The sequence below is a fragment of the Paraburkholderia sp. PREW-6R genome (assembly GCF_039621805.1).
Lineage (GTDB): Bacteria > Pseudomonadota > Gammaproteobacteria > Burkholderiales > Burkholderiaceae > Paraburkholderia.
Genome location: NZ_CP155073.1, coordinates 1,580,016 through 1,599,644 on the forward strand (window position 1 = coordinate 1,580,016; position 19,629 = coordinate 1,599,644).

Sequence of the window (19,629 nt, forward strand, 5' to 3'; positions counted from 1 at the left end):
TTCTGCCTGCTGACCGGAAAGTCGAACACAAAAGTCGGAGAATGAGCCGACGCGATGAACCGGACGGGCGGCGCACCATGCGCCGTCCTCATCGCACGATCCGCATGGAGGCAGGCAGATGGCAGTGGACTACACAACCCATGACGGCGTAGCCGTCATCACGCTGAACAATCCGCCGGTGAACGGGCTCGGCCTTTCCACGCGCGTTAGCGTCGTCGAAGGCATCGAGCGTGCGCAGAACGATCCTGCCATCAAGGCGATCGTTTTGACAGGCGCCGGCAAAGCCTTTTCCGGCGGCGCGGATATCACCGAATTCAACACGCCGAAGGCCACCCAGGAGCCGACGCTCCATACCGTCATCAGGACCGTGGAAAGCAGCGCGAAGCCGGTGGTCGCGGCCATTCACAGCGTCGCGATGGGCGGCGGACTGGAACTGGCGCTCGGCGCGCACTACCGCATCGCGGCGCCCGGCGCGCAGATCGCGCTGCCCGAAGTGAAGCTCGGCATTCTGCCGGGCGCGGGCGGCACGCAGCGCCTGCCGCGCGCAATCGGTCTCGAAGCCGCGCTCAACATGATCGTGTCCGGCACGCCGGTGCTATCGGAGAAACTGACCGACTCGGGCCTCTTCGACGAAGTCGTGCAAGGCGATCTGGCAGAAGCGGCGATCGCTTTCGCGCGCAAGGTCGGCGCGAAAGAGGGCCCGCACCCGAAACTGCGCGAGCGCAATATCGAGCACCCGAACGCCGCGGGGTTCATCCAGTTCGCACGCAATACGGTCGGCGCAATCGCTAAGCATTTCCCCGCGCCGCTCAAGTGTATCGACGCCGTTGAAGCGGGCGTGCTGAACGGATTCGACAAGGGGCTCGCGATCGAACGGGAGTGTTTCGTCGCACTCTTGCAGACGCCTGAAAGCCGTGCGTTGCGTCATGCGTTTTTCGGCGAACGGGCGGCCAGCAAGATACCCGATGTGCCGTCCGATACGCCGGTGCGCGAAATCAGTCAGGTGGCCGTGATCGGCGCGGGCACGATGGGCGGCGGCATCGCGATGAATTTCATCAACGCGGGCATACCGGTCACGTTGCTGGAGATGAAACAGGACGCACTCGAGCGCGGCATCGCGACGATTCGCAAGAACTACGAAGCAACGGTAAAGAAGGGCAAGCTGAAGCCGGAAGCGCTCGAACAGCGCATGGCGCTCATTACGCCCACACTGTCCTACGACGACCTGAAGCACGCCGACCTGATCGTCGAGGCGGTGTTCGAAGAACTCGGCGTGAAAGAGCAGGTGTTCAGGCGGCTCGATGAGGTCGCCAAACCCGGCGCCATCCTGGCGTCGAATACATCCACGCTCGACGTCGACAGGATCGCCGCGTTCACGAAGCGTCCGCAAGACGTGGTCGGCATGCATTTTTTCAGCCCGGCCAACGTGATGAAGCTGCTCGAAGTGGTGCGCGGCAAGGAAATAGCGAAAGACGTGCTCGCCACCGTGATGCAACTCGCGAAGAAGATCCGCAAAACGGCAGTGGTGTCGGGCGTGTGCGATGGTTTTATCGGCAACCGCATGGTCGAGCAGTACATCCGTCAGGCGCTCTTCATGCTCGAAGAAGGCGCGTTGCCCGCACAGGTCGACCGCGCAATCGAGAAGTTCGGTTTCGCAATGGGGCCGTTCCGCATGAGCGATCTGGCCGGCAACGACATCGGCTGGGCGATTCGCAAGCGCCGGTATCAGGAACAGCCGGAGATGCATTACTCGAAGATCGCCGACCGGTTGTGCGAGACGGGGCGCTTCGGCCAGAAGACCGGCGGCGGCTGGTATGACTACAAGCCAGGCGATCGCACCGCGTATCCGTCGAAAGCGGTGGACGACATGATCGTCGCATTCTCGAACGAAACGGGCGTGACGCGCCGCAGGATCAGCGACGAGGAAATCGTCGAGCGGCTCGTGTTCGCGCTCGTGAACGAAGGCGCGAAGATTCTGGATGAAGGCATTGCGTCGAAGGCGTCGGACATCGACATGGTTTATCTGACCGGCTACGGCTTTCCGCTTCATCGCGGCGGCCCGATGCTCTATGCGGACACGGTTGGGCTCTACAACGTCGAGCGCGCGATTCGCCGCTATGCGTCGCAGCCGAACGGCGATGCGTGGCAACTGGCGCCGCGCATCGCGGCGCTGGCGCAGAAGGGCCAAGGCTTCAACGGCTGAGGCGGTTCGAGCTTCGGCAGGAGCCTCGCCGACCCCCTCTATCGCGACGCGCCACACTTGACATCTGGAAGCAGGAGACATGCATGACTGACGCCGTAATCGTATCGACCGCCCGCACTGGCCTTGCCAAATCCTGGCGCGGCGGTTTCAACATGACCCACGGCGCGACGCTCGGCGGCCACGTGACGCGGGCCGCCGTCGAGCGAGCGAAGCTCGACCCGGCGCGCGTCGAAGACGTGATCATGGGCTGCGCGAATCCCGAAGGCGCGACGGGTGCGAACATCGCGCGGCAGATCGCATTGCGCGCCGGCTTGCCGGTGAGCGTGCCGGGCATGACGGTGAACCGTTTCTGCTCGTCGGGTTTGCAGACGATCGCGCTTGCCGCGCAACGCGTGATTGCCGGTGAAGGCGACGTGTTCGTCGCGGGCGGCGTCGAGTCCATTTCGTGCGTGCAGAACGAAATGAACCGCCACATGCTCGCCGAAGGCTGGCTGAGCGAACACAAGCCGGAAATCTACTGGTCCATGCTGCAGACCGCGGAAAACGTCGCGAAACGTTATTCGATCTCGAAGGAGCGTCAGGACGAATACGGCGTGCGCTCGCAACAGCGCGCGGCGGCCGCGCTCGAAGCAGGCAGGTTCAAGGACGAAATCGTGCCGTTGACAGTGCTCGCCGGCGTTGCCGACAAAGCGAGCGGACGCCTCTTCACGAAGGAAGTCACCGTCAGCGGCGACGAAGGCATACGCGCCGACACGACGCTCGAAGGCGTGTCGAAGATACGCACGGCGCTGCCCGGCGGTGTGATCACGGCAGGCAATGCGAGCCAGTTTTCGGACGGCGCGTCGGCGTGCGTGGTAATGAACGCGAAGGTCGCGGAGCGCGAAGGGTTGCAGCCGCTCGGCATTTTTCGCGGCTTCGCGGTGGCCGGTTGCGAACCGGATGAAATGGGCATCGGCCCGGTGTTCGCGGTGCCGAAGCTGCTCAGGCAGGCGGGCCTCAAGGTCGACGACATCGACCTGTGGGAGCTGAACGAGGCGTTCGCCGTTCAGGTGCTGTACTGCGCCGATACGCTCGGCATTGCGCATGACCGTTTGAACGTGAACGGCGGCGCGATCGCCGTGGGTCATCCGTACGGTGTGTCGGGTGCGCGCCTGACCGGGCACGCGTTGATCGAAGGCAAGCGGCGCGGCGCGAGGTTTGTCGTCGTGACGATGTGTATTGGCGGCGGCCAGGGCGCGGCGGGATTGTTCGAAGTGGTGTGAGCGGGCGCATGTTGGATGGCGAAGCGCTTCGCCGCCGTCATTCGCGGAAGGGGCGCTTCACGGCATCGGCATGCCGAGCGAGGGCAGATTCAGCGTGCCCTGGTCGACGAAGCGTGTCGTGCCGGTCAGCCCGGCCGCGAGCTTGCCGCGCAACAGGTACGGAATCTGTCCGGACTGCGCCGCGTCTGCGAACGCAAACGCCTGCCGCACGGCGGCGAACGCCGGCACTGTCAGCGGCACGGTCACGAGCGTTTCGCCATAGCGCGGCACACTGCCGCTCTGGTTGCTGACGCCGCTCGCGAACGGCTTGCCGTTCACTTCGACATCGACCGACACGCCGTCGAAGTCGACCGCCGATTCGTTCGGGTTCTGTACCCGCAGTTTGACGTTAAAGCGCATTTCCATGCCCTGGCTGACGGCGGGTTCGATGCCGGCCACGTTCACCCGCAGCGGATCGCCGCCGAAGAGTCCGGCGCAGCCGCTCAACGCGAACATGAAGAACGCGACGAGGGCGGTGGGAGCCGCCCCGCGGGACAGGCGAGAGCGACGTCCGCAGAGCAGCGCATGGAGACCGCGGAAGATGAACATGACCGGCACCTCGAACGAAGCGGATAGGGTCCTGCATTGTACCGGCGCGTTGGCATGCGCAAAGCCCGATCAGGCGGCATTTGCCTTCGCGCGAAGTGATGGACGCGAGCGGCGCGGTTTTGTGTCAACCAGCGCAGGCGCTGGCCGCCATGCCGGCTTCTTCGATGGGCTCAGGCCATAGCGGTTATCATTTCCTGTCACCCGGATGCGCTGCGAAGCTCGCGACAGAGACGCTGACAACCGCAACTGCAACGCAGCGCGCATGAACGCCTCGACTACCCAATTGAAATCCGCAATGACCACGTCTTCCCCGTCCTCATCCACATCCGCATCGTCGGCCACACCCGGCGGCGCGTCGCTGCCTGAGAGCCCGTTCGTCGACCGCCTCGGCGCGCAACTGCTCAGCGCGACGGACGGCACGAGCGAAGTGCTGCTGCCGCTGCAACCCGATCACATGAACACGTGGGACGTCGCGCATGGCGGCGTCACGATGACGCTCGCGGACGTCGCGCTCGCAATGGCCGCGCGGAGTCTCGCCGGCGACGGCGTCGGCGTGGTCACCGTCGAAATGAAAGTGAACTTCATGCAGCCTGGGCGCGGCGAACTGCGCGCCACCGGCCGCGTGCTGCACCGCTCGACCACGATGGCCTACTGCGAAGGCGAGATCCGCGACAGCGAAGGGCACTTCGTCGCCAAGGCGCTCGGCACCTTCAAATACATGCGGCGGCTCGCGGTAGGCCGTGATATCACACGGCAGCGCCTGCGCAGCGATCCGTCCGCCAAACCCGGTCCGAGCGACGGTTGAGCACAGTACGGGCACCTACAGCCAATCGCAGCATCGACGATCCAACCGATTACCCAGGAGACGCACCTCATGACCCAGATCAACCGTCAATTCGTGCTGGCATCGCGTCCGCAAGGCGCTGTCACGCCGGATAATTTCAAGCTGGTCGAAACGCCTCTGGCACCGCTCGCCGACGGCGAAATTCGTGTGCGCAACCATTTCCTGTCGCTCGATCCGTATATGCGCGGCCGCATGAACGACGCCAAATCCTACGCGCCTCCGCAACCGCTGAACGAAGTGATGATCGGCGGCACGGTGGGCGAAGTGGTCGAGTCGAAAAACCCGAAGTTCGCGGTTGGCGACAAGGTGGTCGCGATGTTCGGCTGGCAGGAATACGGCACGTCCAACGGTGCGGGCGTGCAGAAAGTCGACGCTACGCACGTGCCGCTGTCCGCGTATCTCGGTCCGGTCGGCATGCCCGGCGTGACTGCATGGTATGGGCTAAACAGAATCATCGCGCCGAAAGCGGGCGAGACCGTGGTGGTCAGCGCGGCGAGCGGCGCGGTGGGCAGCGTGGTCGGTCAGCTCGCGAAGCTGGCCGGCGCGCGCGCGATCGGCATTGCGGGCGGCGAAGACAAATGCCGCTACGTGGAGCAGACGCTCGGCTTCGATGCGTGCGTCGACTACAAGGCCGGCAATCTGTATAAGGACCTGAAGGCGGTCACGCCGGACGGCGTGGACGGCTACTTCGAAAACGTCGGCGGCGAAGTGCTCGACGCGACACTCGCGCGGATGAACGCGTTCGGACGCATCGCGCTGTGCGGCTTCATTGCCGGATACGACGGTCAGCCGATCCCGCTGCAGCACCCGTCGCTGATCCTCACGCAGCGGCTGCTCGTGCAGGGGTTCATCGTCAGCGAACATATGGACGTGTGGCCCGAAGCGCTCACGCAACTCGGCACGCTGGTCGCTCAGAACAAGCTGCAATATCGCGAAACCATCGCGCAGGGACTCGACGCGGCGCCCGAAGCGTTTATCGGCCTGCTCAAGGGCAAGAACTTCGGCAAGCAGCTGGTCAAGCTCATCTGAAAATTTGCGCAGGGTTTGCGCTTGCGCTGCGTTGGCGTAGGCGTCGGCGTTTGCATTTGGCATTTGCGTGGCGTGGCGTGGCGTGGCGTGGCGGGGCGGCGCCACACGAGGCGATGCGAGGCGATGCAATGCGAGGCGAGCAGCTGCGCCGCGCACTCGCAGGCAGGCGCGTCGGCGCCGGCCGCTCCGGACATCACTCGATCGCTACGCACGGGCGCCGGAACACGCATCCACACAGGAGACCAACAATGTTCGACTTTGCAGGGAAGGTGGCGGTGATCACCGGCGCGGCGAGTGGTTTTGGCCATGCGTTCGCGCAGAAGGGGGCTACGCTCGGCATGAAGCTGGTCCTTGCCGACGTCAATCCCGAAGCGCTCGCGCAAAGCGTCGAAGCGTTGCGCGCCGGTGGCGTCGAGGTGATCGGCGTGCCGACCGACGTGTCGGACGCAGCGCAGGTGGACGCGCTGGCGAAAGCCGCGCTCGACGCGTTCGGCAGGGTGCATCTGCTCTTTAACAATGCGGGCGTCGGCTCGGGCGGCTTCCTGTGGGAAAGTTCGGCAAACGACTGGTCGTGGGTATTCGGCGTCAACGTGCTGGGCGTCGCGCATGGCGTGCGCGCGTTCACGCCGGTCATGCTGGCGCAGAACGAACCCGCGCATATCGTCAATACGGCGTCCGTGGCGGGCCTGCTGTCGCCGCCCGCGATGGGCGTCTACAACGCGTCGAAACACGCCGTCGTGGCGCTGACCGAAACGCTGTATCACGACCTGCAACTCGCGCAGTCCGCTCGGCCCGAGGGCACGGCGCAGGATGGCCTCGTGGGCTGCTCGTTGCTGTGCCCGGCCTTCGTGCCGACCGGCATTGCCGACGCGGAGCGCGCGCGGCCTGCTGGCTTGCGCAACACGAGCGGCCCGACCCGCTCGCAGATTGCGGCCGGCAAGCAACTGCATCGCGCAGTGCAGTCGGGCAAGCTGACCGCTGCCGACGTCGCCGACATCACGTTCGAGGCGATTGCCGCGCGGCGTTTTTACGTGATCACGCACCCTGGCATCATGGCGACGGTGAAGCTGCGTCACGAGGACATCGAGCAAATGCGCAGTCCAACCGATCCGATGTCGCTCAAGCCGGAAGTGAAAAACGCGGGCTAGTCGCACACGACGGGGCAGCACGCTGGGGCTCCAGTCAGGACTGCCTACCCTCCACATTTATCGGGCGCTATGCGCGCTGACGCACGATGCCGTTGAATCCGAAGATCGAGCAGGTGCTCGACATGATCGCGCGCGCGAAGCACCCGCAACTCCACGAACTGACGCCGCAGGCGGCGCGCGCGTCTTACGAAAGAAGCGCGCCGATCCTGGAGATTGCCCGCGCGCCGATGTTCGCCGTCGACGACCTGCGCGTGCCGACGCGCGACGGCGCGACGATTCGCGCGCGGCTGTATCAACCGGTCGAGCCGAGCTGGGCGGATCCGGCACCCGCATTGGTCTACTACCACGGCGGCGGCTTCACGGTGGGCAGCGTCGATACGCACGATGCGCTGTGCCGGATGTTCGCGCGCGACGCACGGTGCGCGGTGTTGTCCGTGGATTACCGGCTCGCGCCTGAGCACCGTTTCCCCACGGCGGTCAACGACGCTTTCGACGGGCTCACCTGGCTCTACACGCACGCTGCGGAGTACGGCATCGACCCCGCGCGTCTGGCGGTGGGCGGCGACAGCGCGGGCGGCACCCTTGCGACGGTCAGCGCCGTCATCGCGCGCGACACGGGCATCGAGCTCGCGTTGCAACTGCTGATCTATCCGGGCACGACCGGCTACCAGCAAACGGATTCGCACTCGCGCCTCGCCAACGGTTTTCTGCTCTCCGGCGAGACGATCCAGTGGTTCTTCGATCAATACGTGCGCGAAACAGGGGACCGCGACGACTGGCGTTTCGCGCCGCTCGACGGCACGCGCGGCGGCACGCGCGGCGCGCCCGATTTCAGCGGACTCGCGCCCGCATGGATCGCGGTTGCCGAATACGACCCATTGAGCGACGAGGGCGTGGCGTATGCCGCGAAGTTGCGCGCGGCCGGCAACCGCGTCACGCTGGTGCGCTATCCGGGCATGATCCACGAGTTCTTCAAGATGGGCGGCTTCGTGCCCGAGGTTGCGCATGCGCATGCCGACGCAGCGGCCGCTTTGCGTGCGGCCTTCGGCGCGGAGTGAGCGGGCGGCTTACGCCCCGCTAGGCCGGCTCGCGCTCCACGTTGAACGCGAAGCTACGCTCGAATTCACCGGGGCGTACGACGCGGTGCGAGCCGTTGTCGTCGCTGCGCTCGGCGACGGCGACGCTCGTCACGCTGCCCAGTGAGGCCACACGTAATGCGGTGGTGCCGCGTGTGCCGTACTCGGGCGTCTCGATGAAGGCTGCCGACAGCGCGCGTTCGCGTTCCAGCCCAATGCCCGTGGAGGGCAATTCGTCATCACGGGCAACGCGTGGGTCGCGCATCAGATCGATCAGGCGTTCGAGCGGCGGCATGGCATGGCGCGCGAGCAGCGCGCCGAGTTCCGCGCGTTTTTTCACGAGTTTCGGCCATGGGGTATCGAGCACCGCGTTAGAGATGCCGTGCGTGCCCGCTTCGAGCAATGCGGGCGGCAGCGCGGAGCGGTTGCAGTACCAGGCAAGCTCCCGGCGGGTCCAGTCGCCGACCAGCAGGTTAAAGCCGTTGTAGATGTCGCCGGTTTGCGCGACGTGCCGCAGATAGCCGAGCGGCGTGGTGGCTGCGTCAGCGGCGTGAGCGGCGTGAGCGGCGTCGCCCACCGCCGCGCGGTTGAGCCAGTCGCTCACGAGCGTGCCGCGGGTCGGCGCGTCGGCGCGCATCTCGTGCGGCGCACGGTAATTGGTGAGCGCGGCGAAACGGCCGTCGCGCGAGACCCCCAGCCACGTGCCGCCGCCGACCAGATCGCGTCCGGCCAGCACGCCCGGCGCGTCCTCCCACCAGTGGATCGGCTGCGCAGTGCGGCGGAAGAATTCATCGCGATTCGCCGCGAGCGTAAAGAGCGGGCCGTCGACCGCATCGGGCCGCCAGTCGAAGACGATCAGGCACATGCGGGGCAGGTCTCCCGTGGGTGGCGTAGTGCCGCGTTAAAAGGCGAGCCGAACGCGAGGCAGACTGAACTGCAAACCAGACGGCCGCGCCGTTTTTCAAACCTCGGCCGGCAGACCGTAGGGCAATGGGATAAAAGTCAGTGCCGGGCCGTCTGCGGTGCCCAGATGCACTGAGCCATTTTCGAGCGCCGCGAGCTTGATCTCGACCAGCAGATCGACGCCACCCGCTTGCGCGCACGCCGCATTGACGACCATGCCGCACGGCTGGCCCGGGTCGTCTGAATGAAACAGTTCGGCGCCCGGCTTTACCGTGTCGAGTTCGCCGGCGACGTTCGCCAGTGACGTGCGCCGCTTGATCGTGCCGCGGTACTGGCTACGCGCGACCACTTCCTGGCCGGGATAGCAGCCCTTGCGGAAATTGACCGCGCCGAGCACGTCGAAATTGACCATTTGCGGCACGAACTGTTCGGCCACCGGCTGTGTGATGCGCGGCTCGCCTGCGCGGATATCGAGCCAGTCCCACACCGCCGGCGACACACGTTTGAGCTTGCCATCGATGCGCGACAATTGCGCTTCGATCTGCGCCTTTGGACCCACCCAAAGATAGCGCAGCCGGTCGAGCGCGTCCGGCACGCGGATCAGCGAGCCTGCCTCACCGTCCACCTTCACGTGCACCCCGTCCGGCAGCGCATCGAACACGCCGGACAGCGCATGGCGCACGTCGCCGGCAAGACCGATCACGGCGGTTTCGCCAGTGGCGTCCGCGAGCTTCGCCTTCGCGCGCAGTATGAACATGGACAGCCGTTTCTGGACCGCGGCCTGCACGTCTTTCGACACCAGAAGATGGATCGTGTCGCCGCTGCGCCACGTCAGGAACGACGCCAGCAGGCGGCCTTTCGCGGAGCAGTAGCCGGCAAGACGGGCATTCGCCGCGTCCAGGTGCTGGGTGTCGTTGGTCAGCTGGCCGTGCAGGAAGCTCGCGGCGTCGTCGCCGGTGGCGTCGATCACGCCGAATTGCGCGAGCGGCATATACGCACCGTGCTCGAGCACCGCGTCGAATTCAGCGGCTGACGGGCGCGGCAGCGCGGGCAACTCGAATGCCGCGACAGCAGCGCCCGGGGCTGCGCCAACGGGCGTGGAAGAAGCGACTGACGGCGTGCCTGAAGCGGGAGCGAGCGGTGTGTTCATGGATTTCCGGAACAGTCAATTCTGACTTTGGCTAAGGCAAACTTGTATTATATGCAGTCCACCCCTGCCACGTTTCCATGTCCCTCCTGAAGAAATGTTTGATCGCCGGCTCGATTCTCGTCGTGCTGGGCGCAGCTGCGATTGGCGGCGGATATCACTGGGCGAATAGCCCGCTCGAACTGAATCCGGCGCAACTCGATGTCACGGTCAAGCCGCATAGCAGCCTGCGCAGTGTCACGCTGCAACTGAATCGCGGCGGTGTGCCGGTCGAACCGGAATTGTTCGTGATCATGACGCGGCTTCTGGGACTGCAAAGCGACCTCAAATCGGGCAACTACGAATTCAAGACCGGCGTGACGCCGTACGAAGTGTTGCAGAAAATCGCACGCGGCGACGTCAACGAGTACGTGGCGACTATCATTGAAGGCTGGACCTTCAAGCGCATGCGCGCCGAGCTGGACGCCAATCCTGCGCTCAGGCACGACACGGCCGGCATGAGCGACGCCGACCTGATGACGGCGATCGGCGCGCCGGAGGCGTCGATCGGCAATGGCGAAGGGCTGTTTTTCCCGGACACTTATCTGTTTGACAAGAACACCAGCGATCTGGACGTGTATCGGCGCGCTTACCATCTGATGCGCGAGCGTCTGGACGAAGCATGGCTCGCCCGGTCGCCGAACCTGCCGTACAAGACGCCGTACGATGCGCTGACCATGGCGTCGATCATCGAAAAGGAAACCGGCAGGAAGTCGGACCGGCCGATGGTGGCTGCCGTGTTCGCCAACCGGCTGCGGGCTGGCATGCCGCTGCAGACCGACCCCACCGTGATCTACGGAATGGGCGACAGCTATGCCGGGCACATCAGAAAGAAAGATCTGCAAACGGACACTCCCTACAATACCTACACCCGGATGGGTTTGCCGCCAACGCCCATCTCGCTGCCGGGGGTCGCGTCGCTTCAGGCCGCGATGAATCCGGCGCAATCCACTGCGTTGTATTTTGTGTCGCGCGGCGACGGCAGCAGTATTTTTTCTGACACCCTCGGCGAACACAACAAGGCCGTGGACAAATACATTCGAGGGCAATGATGGCGCGGGGCAAATTCATTACGTTCGAGGGCATCGACGGAGCGGGCAAAACCACTCACCTGAGCTGGTTCCGCGAGCGCCTCGAGGAAAAGGTCGCGCGTGCCGGCCGCTCGGTCGTGATGACGCGTGAGCCGGGTGGCACGTCCCTTGGCGAGCAGATTCGCGAAATCGTGCTGCATCAGAAAATGGACCTGGAAACCGAGGCGCTGCTGATGTTCGCGCTGCGCCGGCAGCATCTGGCCGAGGTTATCGAGCCAGCGCTCGCGCGCGGCGACTGGGTGCTGTCGGACCGTTTCACGGATGCCACTTTCGCCTATCAGGGCGGCGGACGCGGCCTGCCGCGCGACAAGCTGGAAACGCTGGAGCGCTGGGTTCAGGGCGGATTCCAGCCGGATCTGACGGTGTTGTTCGACCTCGCGCCCGGGATCGCCAGCGAACGCCGCAGCGCCGCGCGCGATCCGGACCGTTTCGAGAGTGAATCGGAGGCATTCTTCGATCGTACACGCACCGAGTATCTGCGCCGTGCGGAAGAAGCGCCGTACCGGTTCGCTATCATTGACTCTTCGCAAAGCATCATTCGCATTCAGAAACAGCTTGAAGAACTGATTGCAACGCTTTGATTTAATGAGAAAGTCGTAGCTCATCCAAATTCTCAGGATGCGCTCTCAACAAACTGATTCAAAGAGAAAAGATGATTTTTCCGTGGCAAGCCGACGACTGGAACCGCCTGCAGCAGTTGCGCGGCCACTGGCCGCACGCATTGCTGCTGCATGGCCAGGCGGGCATCGGCAAGCTGCGCTTCGCGCAGCATCTCGCGCAAGGCTTGTTATGCGAAGCGCAGCAGGCCAATGGCGAGCCCTGCGGCGCGTGTGTCGCGTGCACGTGGTTTTCGCAGGGCAACCATCCTGATTACCGGATCGTCGTGCCCGAAGCGCTCGCCGCCGAAGCCGGACTCGCAAACGGCGCGGACGAAAAAGCCGAGAAAGCCGACGGCGAGGAAGGCAAAAAGACCCGCACGCCAAGCAAGGAAATCCGGATCGAACAGATTCGGGGTCTGCTTGACTTCGTCGGCGTAGGTTCGCATCGGGGCGGCGCGCGCGTGGTCGTGTTGTATCCGGCCGAGGCGCTGAATATCGCCGCGGCCAACGCGCTTCTGAAAACACTGGAGGAGCCGCCCGCGGGCGTGGTATTCCTGATGGTGTCGGCGCGCATCGATCGCCTGCTGCCTACGATCATCAGCCGCTGCCGCCAGTGGCCGATGAGCACGCCCGCGCAGGACATCGCGACCAGGTGGCTGGCGGCGCAACGCGTCGAACAGCCGGCCGCGCTGCTTGCCGAGGCCGGGGGCGCACCGCTCACGGCGCTGGCGCTCGCGAGCGACGACAATCGCGCGTTGCGCGACTGGACGCTCAAGCAACTCGCGGCCGGGCCGGCGTGCGACGCGTTCGCATGCGGGGAGGCGCTGCAGAAGTTGCCGGTGCCGCTCGTGCTGGGGTGGCTGCAGCGCTGGATGTACGACCTGCTGGCGCAACGTACGGCCGGCGCGCCGCGCTATTTTCCGCAGGCGTCCGCGGCGTTGACACGGTGTGCGTCGCAAGCGGACGCCAGTGCGTTCGCGCGCTTCATGCGCACGATCACGCGTCAGCGCGCGGTCGAAAATCATCCGCTCAATGCGCGGCTGGTGTTCGAAGAACTGTTTATCGGCTACCGCGAGTTGTTCTCCTGAGCGCGCGCAAGAGGCATCGCGCGGTGCCGGTCGGTGCATCACCGGCTCGCTCTGCTGCGCTTTGCTGCGTTTTGCTGTACCAGCGGCTGCGCGTTCTTCACCGCAGCGTGCTTTCTCTTCCGCTTTCATTTCACGTCAACGCACCATGAGCCTTTCCTACCGCGATGCCACGCTCGACGATCTGCCCGCGATCGTCGCCATTTACAACTCCACCGTGCCGTCGCGGCAAGTCACGGCGGACCTGGAGCCGGTGAGCGTCGAGAGCCGTCTTGCATGGTTTCATGCGCATGGCCCGCAAAAGCGCCCGCTGTGGGTGGTCGACGATCCGCAGCAGCCCGGCCGCGTGATCGCGTGGCTGAGCTTTTCCGATTTCTACGGACGGCCGGCCTATTTGCGCACCGCCGAAGTCAGCATTTATCTGGACGAAAGCGCGCGCGGCCAGGGTCTGGGCAAGAAGTTGTTGGCGGCCTCGCTCGCGACAGCGCCGGCACTTGGCATCGACACCGTGCTGGGCTTCATCTTCGGCCACAATGACGCGAGCCTGCGCCTCTTCCGCGGCTTCGGTTTCGAGACTTGGGGCTCGCTGCCGCGCGTCGCGGTGCTGGACGGCGTGGAGCGGGATCTGATCATCGTCGGCAAGCGGCTCGACGCCGACCGCGCCGCCTGAGCGACCGCGCGGGTCATCTTCAGTTTTCTGCAAGCGGGAATTCATCATGTTTGTCGATTCGCATTGCCATATCAATTTCGAAGGACTCGCCGACCGGCTGCCTCAAGTGCTGGAAAACATGCGCAGCCACGCCGTGACGCACGCGCTGTGCGTGTCGGTCGATCTGGAGACGCTGCCGTCGGTGCTGGACATTGCGAGCCGCCACGAGAACGTCTATGCGTCGGTGGGCGTGCATCCCGATCACGAAGACATGCGCGAGCCAGATCTCGCCGAACTGATCGAACTGGCGCAGCACCCCAAGGTCGTGGCGATCGGCGAAACCGGCCTTGACTATTACCGGCTCGAAGGGCGCTCGATCGCCGACATGGAATGGCAGCGCGAGCGCTTTCGCACGCATATCCGCGCCGCGCATGCCACACGCAAGCCGCTGATCATCCATACGCGCTCGTCGTCCGAGGACACGCTGCGCATCATGGCCGAGGAACGCGCGAGCGAGCCGGGCGGCGTGATGCACTGCTTCACCGAGCCCTGGGCGATCGCCGAGCAGGCGCTCGCGCAGAACTTCTACATATCGCTGTCGGGCATTGTCACCTTCAAGAAAGCGGTGGACGTGCAGGACGTCGCGCGCCGCGTGCCGCTCGACCGTCTGCTGATCGAAACGGACTCGCCGTATCTCGCGCCGGTGCCTTATCGGGGCAAGCCTAATGAACCTGCTTACGTAAGTTATGTCGGACGCTTCATCGCGGAACAACGCGAGATGCCGGACACGGCGCTGGCCGCCGCGACCACGCAAAATTTCTTCCGCCTTTTCCGGATTCCCGCGCCCGCTAGCGCTTGAAATGGAAAGGCGTTTAATATCAATAAGATAAAAAATTTGGTGAAGTGAAATATGAGAACTAAATCCATGTCGAATGCAGCGTTTCAACAGATTTCCCCGGGGCGTGCCGCGCTGGTATGGGCGCGCCATGGCGCATCACGGATTGCGCTCGTGGCTGCGCTCGCGTGCGCCGCTCTGGCCTCGCTGATCGCGTCGCCGGCTCAGGCCGCGCCAATCGATTCGCTGATCAAGTCGGTCAAGTTCGACGACGTCGACGGCGTCAACAAGCTGCTGGCGAAGGGCATGGACCCGAACAGCGTCGATAACCAGGGCATCCCATTGCTGGTGCTGGCCGCGCGTGAGAAGTCGGACAAGGTCGGCGCCGCCCTGTTGGCAAATCCCAAAACCAATATCGAGATCCAGGACAAAGCGGGCGAGAACGCGATGATGATGGCCGCGCTGAACGGCGACATCGACTTCGTCAACCAACTGATCGCGAAAGACGCCGAGGTCAACAAGAAGGGCTGGGCGCCGCTGCACTACGCTGCCGCCAACGGTCACGACGACATCGTCAAGCTGCTGCTCGACCATTCTGCCTATGTCGACGCAGGTTCGCCGAACGGCACCACGCCGCTGATGATGGCCGCGCGCGGCGGCCACGTATCGACGGTCAAACTGTTGCTGGATAACGGCGCAGATCTCACCGTGGAAAACCAGATCGGCATGACGGCGCTCGACTTCGCAAAGGCATACAAAGAGCCGGACGTGGTCGAAGGGCTGACAGCGCGTTTGCAGCAAACGCAGCAGAAATAGGCTCGCCAACGGGCGCGAGCCGAGAAGCTGAATACCCTGTGCAAAACGGGCGTCACGCGCCGCTGCCCGGCTTTCCCGGGGAGTTGCGGCAGTGTGCGAGCCCGCGCACAGATTTGCCTGAAGATTGCCTTGGCGGCATGACTGTCGCATGGCAAAACAGTGCAGAATGACGAACATTGGCGCGCTGCCTTGGCGCGCCGTCCGGATGCGGCGAAAGACCGCCTGATAAACACCCTGGAAAGGAACACCATGCTGCGGGCTTTGATTTTCGCCAGCGCGCTTGCCGCACCTCTGTCGGCATTCGCGTTTACGGGAGGCGACCTCAACAAGCTGTGCACCAAGACCGACGTGGCATCGCGAAGCGCGTGCGCCGCGTACATCGAAGGCGCGGCTGACGGCATCTTCAATACCATTGACGCCATTGGCGGCACCACCGGTCCGCGCGTCGGCCAGTACTTCTGTCTGCCGCAAGACGCACGTTCGTCGTTGCTGACCGACGCGGTGCGCAAATACATCGCCGAAAATCCCGATGCGGCAGGCTACAACGCCAGCACGGCAATTTCACTAGGACTGGGCAAGGCGTTTCCCTGCAAGAGCGGAAGCTGATCTGCAATGCATGACGCCGCGGGCATCGGCGACCGTGCCCCGGCCATGGCGCGTTTCTGCCTTTTTCCTCGCCTGACTCTCCCAAGCCCCGCGGCCTCGCTGGAACGCCGCGTAGCCGCGTCACCTTCGTCACTATAGCGGCTGTCATCACGTCCAATTTGCGATTCCGCGTGTCCTGGCAACGAGCGACGCTGGTGAACTCCGCACCCGATCCTGTGTCTTCCCAAAAAATGCTGCAGTGCGGGCAACTTTTTCGAACCTTCGCCGGTGAGCGCCTAAGATAGGTAGTGAAGAGTGTCGGCGCGCGCGCCGGCCCGCGCGCTCTGTGACGCGTGGGCAAGCCGGGGGCGGCGCTGCATGTCCGACACGCGGCTGTGCGCCGCCCCCTTCATCCGGCAACCGGACGCTCTCGGGTCGCGCCATGTGCGCCGCAGCATTCGTTGCCGTCAATTCACCCCATGTGGCGTCGTCCACATTCAGGTCAGGAGGACATACCCCATGCTCACTCTCGACGACCTCAGCCGTATCGCCGAAGCGCCCATGCATGCGTGGCCGGGCGCGCTGTTCGTCTCCGTCATTGCCACGCTGCTGGCGCTGGGCGTTCACCGTGTCGGCGCGCGCATCGTCATGCGTATCGCGCGGCCTTACCCGTTGATGAGCGTCGTGCTGCGCTATATCGACAAACCATCGCAATTCGTGCTGGTCGTGCTCGCGCTCGAAGCCGTCTGGTGGGAAGCGCCTGACACGCTGAACTTCGTCACGCCGTTGCGCGACGTGGCGGGCATCGCGCTGATCGGCGGAATCACGTGGCTTTCCGTGCGCTCGGCGGCGGCGATCGGCGAAGCGATCATTCAGGCCCATCCGCTCGACACCGCCGACAACCTGCACGCGCGCCGCATCCATACGCAGGCGAGAGTGCTCGCGCGCTCGGTGATGCTCGTGATCGTGGTGATCGGCGTCGGCGGGGCGCTCATGACGTTTCCGAACGTGCGGCAGATCGGCGCGAGTCTGCTTGCGTCGGCGGGCGTCGCCGGTCTGGTCGCCGGTATCGCCGCGCGGCCGGTGCTCGGCAATCTGATCGCCGGTCTGCAAATCGCGTTGTCACAGCCCATCCGTCTCGACGACGTGGTCGTGATCGAGGGCGAGTGGGGGCGCATCGAGGAAATCACGGGCACTTATGTGTCGGTGCGTCTGTGGGACCAGCGGCGGCTCATCGTGCCGCTGCAATGGTTCATCGAAAACCCGTTTTCCAACTGGACGCGCAGCAGTTCGCAGATCATCGGCACAGTATTCCTGTACGTCGATTACCGGATGCCGATGGCGCCGCTGCGCGAAGAACTGGCGCGGCTCGTGGAGAGCGCGCCCGAATGGGATGGACGTGTGCAGGTGCTGCAGGTCACGGACGGCACCGAGCGTTCGATGCAGTTGCGCGCACTCGTCAGCTCGCTCGACTCCGGCCTTAACTGGGACCTGCGCTGCCGTGTGCGCGAAGGCTTGCTCGGCTTCATCCAGCAGCATTATCCGCAGTACCTGCCGCGAGCGCGCGCCGAGGTGTCGGCGGAACTGGAAAACGGCAAAGGACAGCCGCTCGACTGGGTGCCGCGCAGCATGAAGACACCCGCCGGCAGCACCGCCGCGCACACGGAAGCCGATCCGGTCGCGACGCGCGCGGGCCGTCCGCCTGTCAGCGAGAGGGCACCGCGGGAAAAGGAAAACGCGTAGCCCGGCGCGGCAGATTGCCATCGATGCAACTGATCGGGCACTTAAGTAGTCGAACCTTGCATTAAACTGCATGAACCACGGAGGACAAAGTAAATGGGCCGACTGATCGTCGTGTCGAATCGCGTCGCAACACCGACGGAAACCAAAGGATCGGCGGGCGGCCTCGCGGTCGGCGTGTTCGGTGCGCTGAAAGACGCGGGAGGCGTCTGGTTCGGCTGGAGCGGCGACGTGGTGAGTGAAACCGTTGCGAATGCGGGCCCCACGCTCGAACAGGACGGCGCGGTGACCTTTGCGACCGTCGGTCTCACGCGCAAGGACTACGACCAGTACTACCGGGGCTTCTCCAACGCCACGCTGTGGCCGGTGTTCCACTATCGCAACGACCTCGCCCGTTACGAGCGCGAAGAATATGCGGGCTACCGCCGGGTGAACGCCTGGCTCGCGCACAAGCTGATCAAGCTGCTCGAACCCGACGACGTGATCTGGATTCACGACTACCATCTGATCCCGTTCGCCGAAGCGCTGCGCAACGAGGGGATCACGAACCGGATCGGCTTTTTCCTGCACATTCCGTTTCCCGCGCCGCAAATCCTGCTGAACATTCCGCCGCACGAAGAGCTGGTGAAGTCGCTATCGTGCTACGACCTGCTGGGCTTCCAGACCGTCACTGACCAGCAGGCGTTCCACGATTACGTCGTGCGCCATGCTCGCGGCACCGTCACCGACGGCAATCACGTGGAGGCTTTCGGGCGCAAGCTGCGCACTGGCGTCTACCGGATCGGCGTGTTTCCCGACGAAATCGCCGAGCAGGCGAAGCGCTACGAAAGCCGGCAGCACGTGCTCGAACTCAAGCAGAGCCTGGAAGGGCGCAAGCTGATCATGAGCGTCGACCGGCTGGACTACTCGAAGGGGCTCGTTGAGCGCTTTCGCGCGTTCGAACATCTGCTGGAGCGTTCGCCGGAATGGCGCGGCAATGTCACACTGGTGCAGATCGCGCCGCCCACGCGCTCGGACGTCGCCACTTACCAGAAGATCCGCCAGGATCTGGAGTACGAAGCGGGGCGTATCAACGGCCGCTATTCAGGCCTCGACTACACGCCGATCCGCTATCTGAACCAGCAGTACGACCGCTGGAAGCTCATGTCGCTCTTTCGCGAGTCGCAGATCGGCTTCGTCACGCCGTTGCATGACGGGATGAATCTCGTCGCCAAGGAATACGTGGCTGCTCAGAATCCCGACGATCCGGGCGTGCTGGTGCTGTCGATTTTCGCGGGCGCGGCGCAGGAGTTGACCGGCGCGCTGCTCGTCAATCCACACGACGCCATCGGCATGTGCGAAGCGTTGCAGCGCGCGTTGCAAATGCCGCTGGATGCGCGGCAGCGTCGTCATGAGATCAACATGGCCGCGCTGCGCCAGAACGACCTCGGTGTCTGGCGCGATACGTTCCTGCACGACCTGCGTAGTGTGCCGGTGCAAAAGCCGGGCAAGGGCGGCGGCCATAAGTAATCGAATCGCGCGGCGGCCATGCTGCGCCACCGCAGGCGGGCTAAATACGCTGTTCTTGCGCGTTGCTGCGCGCGGCGCGACTGATCGCGCCGCCTTGGCGCCTGCAAGCCGTGTGTCATTTGCGCGCGAACGGCAGCTAGTCGATCGTGCAGGAGAATACATTGGCGCCCACCCGTCTATCTTCCGCAAATGCCTGCTTTCGACGTGACCATCGCATTAAGTGTTTGCAGGAAGGGCTTGTAAGCAGGGGCATCCTGTTGAAGCAGGTGTGTAAGCTGAATGTAACAGCGCGTAGTAAATGCAAGACAAGGGGCTATTTGCTGCACGCTCATCAATAATAGGTTTGGCCGAATTCCGTGCTAGCCGCCGTGCGATTCATCGCGCGCCGGGCGCGGCGTGATTCGGAGAGACAAGGCGCTGTCTGGCATACTCAGCGCCGCTGACACGCACCGCTGATGTGGCGCGAGCTGTCAGTTCATGG

The 19,629-nt window shown here is 64.3% G+C and carries 18 protein-coding genes; 15 read left to right on the plus strand and 3 right to left on the minus strand.

What is annotated here, in order from left to right; genetic code table 11:
- Positions 1-118 precede the first annotated feature (118 nt).
- Positions 119-2,203: a 3-hydroxyacyl-CoA dehydrogenase NAD-binding domain-containing protein gene (locus AAGS40_RS06860; protein WP_345814077.1), complete on the plus strand. Its 2,085-nt coding sequence runs from the start codon at positions 119-121 to the stop codon at positions 2,201-2,203.
- Between the two features lie 83 nt (positions 2,204-2,286).
- The gene (locus AAGS40_RS06865; RefSeq protein WP_345814078.1) at positions 2,287-3,465 is read left to right on the plus strand and encodes an acetyl-CoA C-acyltransferase; all 1,179 of its coding nucleotides are present in this window, start codon (positions 2,287-2,289) and stop codon (positions 3,463-3,465) included.
- A gap of 57 nt (positions 3,466-3,522) precedes the next feature.
- Here AAGS40_RS06865 and AAGS40_RS06870 read toward each other — a convergent pair whose 3' ends face one another.
- Complete coding sequence (locus AAGS40_RS06870) at positions 3,523-4,053, minus strand: LEA type 2 family protein (RefSeq protein ID WP_345814080.1); 531 nt, start codon at positions 4,051-4,053, stop codon at positions 3,523-3,525.
- Positions 4,054-4,348: 295 nt separating this feature from the next.
- On the opposite strand from AAGS40_RS06870, the gene AAGS40_RS06875 reads away from it, so the two are divergent.
- The 4 genes from AAGS40_RS06875 (at position 4,349) to AAGS40_RS06890 (ending at position 8,132) form a co-directional block, all read left to right on the plus strand.
- Positions 4,349-4,858: a PaaI family thioesterase gene (locus AAGS40_RS06875; protein ID WP_345814082.1), complete on the plus strand. Its 510-nt coding sequence runs from the start codon at positions 4,349-4,351 to the stop codon at positions 4,856-4,858.
- A gap of 69 nt (positions 4,859-4,927) precedes the next feature.
- The gene (locus AAGS40_RS06880; protein ID WP_345814084.1) at positions 4,928-5,926 is read left to right on the plus strand and encodes an NADP-dependent oxidoreductase; all 999 of its coding nucleotides are present in this window, start codon (positions 4,928-4,930) and stop codon (positions 5,924-5,926) included.
- A gap of 248 nt (positions 5,927-6,174) precedes the next feature.
- A complete protein-coding gene (locus AAGS40_RS06885) occupies positions 6,175-7,074 on the plus strand; it encodes an SDR family oxidoreductase (protein ID WP_345814085.1) in 900 nt (299 codons plus the stop codon).
- Positions 7,075-7,160: 86 nt separating this feature from the next.
- A complete protein-coding gene (locus tag AAGS40_RS06890) occupies positions 7,161-8,132 on the plus strand; it encodes an alpha/beta hydrolase (RefSeq protein WP_345814087.1) in 972 nt (323 codons plus the stop codon).
- A gap of 19 nt (positions 8,133-8,151) precedes the next feature.
- Here AAGS40_RS06890 and AAGS40_RS06895 read toward each other — a convergent pair whose 3' ends face one another.
- Both AAGS40_RS06895 and AAGS40_RS06900 read right to left on the minus strand, forming a co-directional pair.
- Positions 8,152-9,015 carry an NRDE family protein gene (locus AAGS40_RS06895; RefSeq protein ID WP_345814088.1) on the minus strand — a complete coding sequence of 288 codons (864 nt, stop codon included), beginning with the start codon at positions 9,013-9,015 and terminating at the stop codon, positions 8,152-8,154.
- 96 nt (positions 9,016-9,111) lie between these two features.
- Positions 9,112-10,203 (minus strand): folate-binding protein, encoded by a 1,092-nt coding sequence (locus AAGS40_RS06900; RefSeq protein ID WP_345814089.1) that lies wholly within the window; start codon positions 10,201-10,203, stop codon positions 9,112-9,114.
- Positions 10,204-10,280: 77 nt separating this feature from the next.
- Here AAGS40_RS06900 and mltG point away from each other — a divergent pair, with 77 nt between their 5' ends.
- The 9 genes from mltG (at position 10,281) to otsA (ending at position 19,148) form a co-directional block, all read left to right on the plus strand.
- Positions 10,281-11,291: an endolytic transglycosylase MltG gene (gene mltG / locus AAGS40_RS06905; protein WP_345814090.1), complete on the plus strand. Its 1,011-nt coding sequence runs from the start codon at positions 10,281-10,283 to the stop codon at positions 11,289-11,291.
- Positions 11,291-11,911, plus strand: coding sequence for a dTMP kinase (gene tmk / locus AAGS40_RS06910; RefSeq protein ID WP_345814298.1), 621 nt, complete (start codon positions 11,291-11,293; stop codon positions 11,909-11,911). The genes mltG and tmk overlap by 1 nt, the downstream gene beginning before the upstream one ends.
- A gap of 71 nt (positions 11,912-11,982) precedes the next feature.
- A complete protein-coding gene (locus tag AAGS40_RS06915) occupies positions 11,983-13,017 on the plus strand; it encodes a DNA polymerase III subunit delta' (RefSeq protein WP_345814091.1) in 1,035 nt (344 codons plus the stop codon).
- Positions 13,018-13,162: 145 nt separating this feature from the next.
- Positions 13,163-13,684 (plus strand): N-acetyltransferase family protein, encoded by a 522-nt coding sequence (locus AAGS40_RS06920; RefSeq protein ID WP_345814092.1) that lies wholly within the window; start codon positions 13,163-13,165, stop codon positions 13,682-13,684.
- A 46-nt stretch (positions 13,685-13,730) separates the two neighbouring features.
- Complete coding sequence (locus AAGS40_RS06925) at positions 13,731-14,522, plus strand: TatD family hydrolase (RefSeq protein WP_345814093.1); 792 nt, start codon at positions 13,731-13,733, stop codon at positions 14,520-14,522.
- A 51-nt stretch (positions 14,523-14,573) separates the two neighbouring features.
- Positions 14,574-15,314 carry an ankyrin repeat domain-containing protein gene (locus AAGS40_RS06930; protein WP_345814094.1) on the plus strand — a complete coding sequence of 247 codons (741 nt, stop codon included), beginning with the start codon at positions 14,574-14,576 and terminating at the stop codon, positions 15,312-15,314.
- Positions 15,315-15,563: 249 nt separating this feature from the next.
- Positions 15,564-15,920: a Rap1a/Tai family immunity protein gene (locus AAGS40_RS06935; protein ID WP_345814300.1), complete on the plus strand. Its 357-nt coding sequence runs from the start codon at positions 15,564-15,566 to the stop codon at positions 15,918-15,920.
- Positions 15,921-16,418: 498 nt separating this feature from the next.
- Positions 16,419-17,642 (plus strand): mechanosensitive ion channel domain-containing protein, encoded by a 1,224-nt coding sequence (locus AAGS40_RS06940; RefSeq protein ID WP_345814095.1) that lies wholly within the window; start codon positions 16,419-16,421, stop codon positions 17,640-17,642.
- 93 nt (positions 17,643-17,735) lie between these two features.
- The gene (gene otsA, locus AAGS40_RS06945) at positions 17,736-19,148 is read left to right on the plus strand and encodes an alpha,alpha-trehalose-phosphate synthase (UDP-forming) (RefSeq protein WP_345814096.1); all 1,413 of its coding nucleotides are present in this window, start codon (positions 17,736-17,738) and stop codon (positions 19,146-19,148) included.
- The last annotated feature ends 481 nt before the right edge of the window (positions 19,149-19,629 follow it).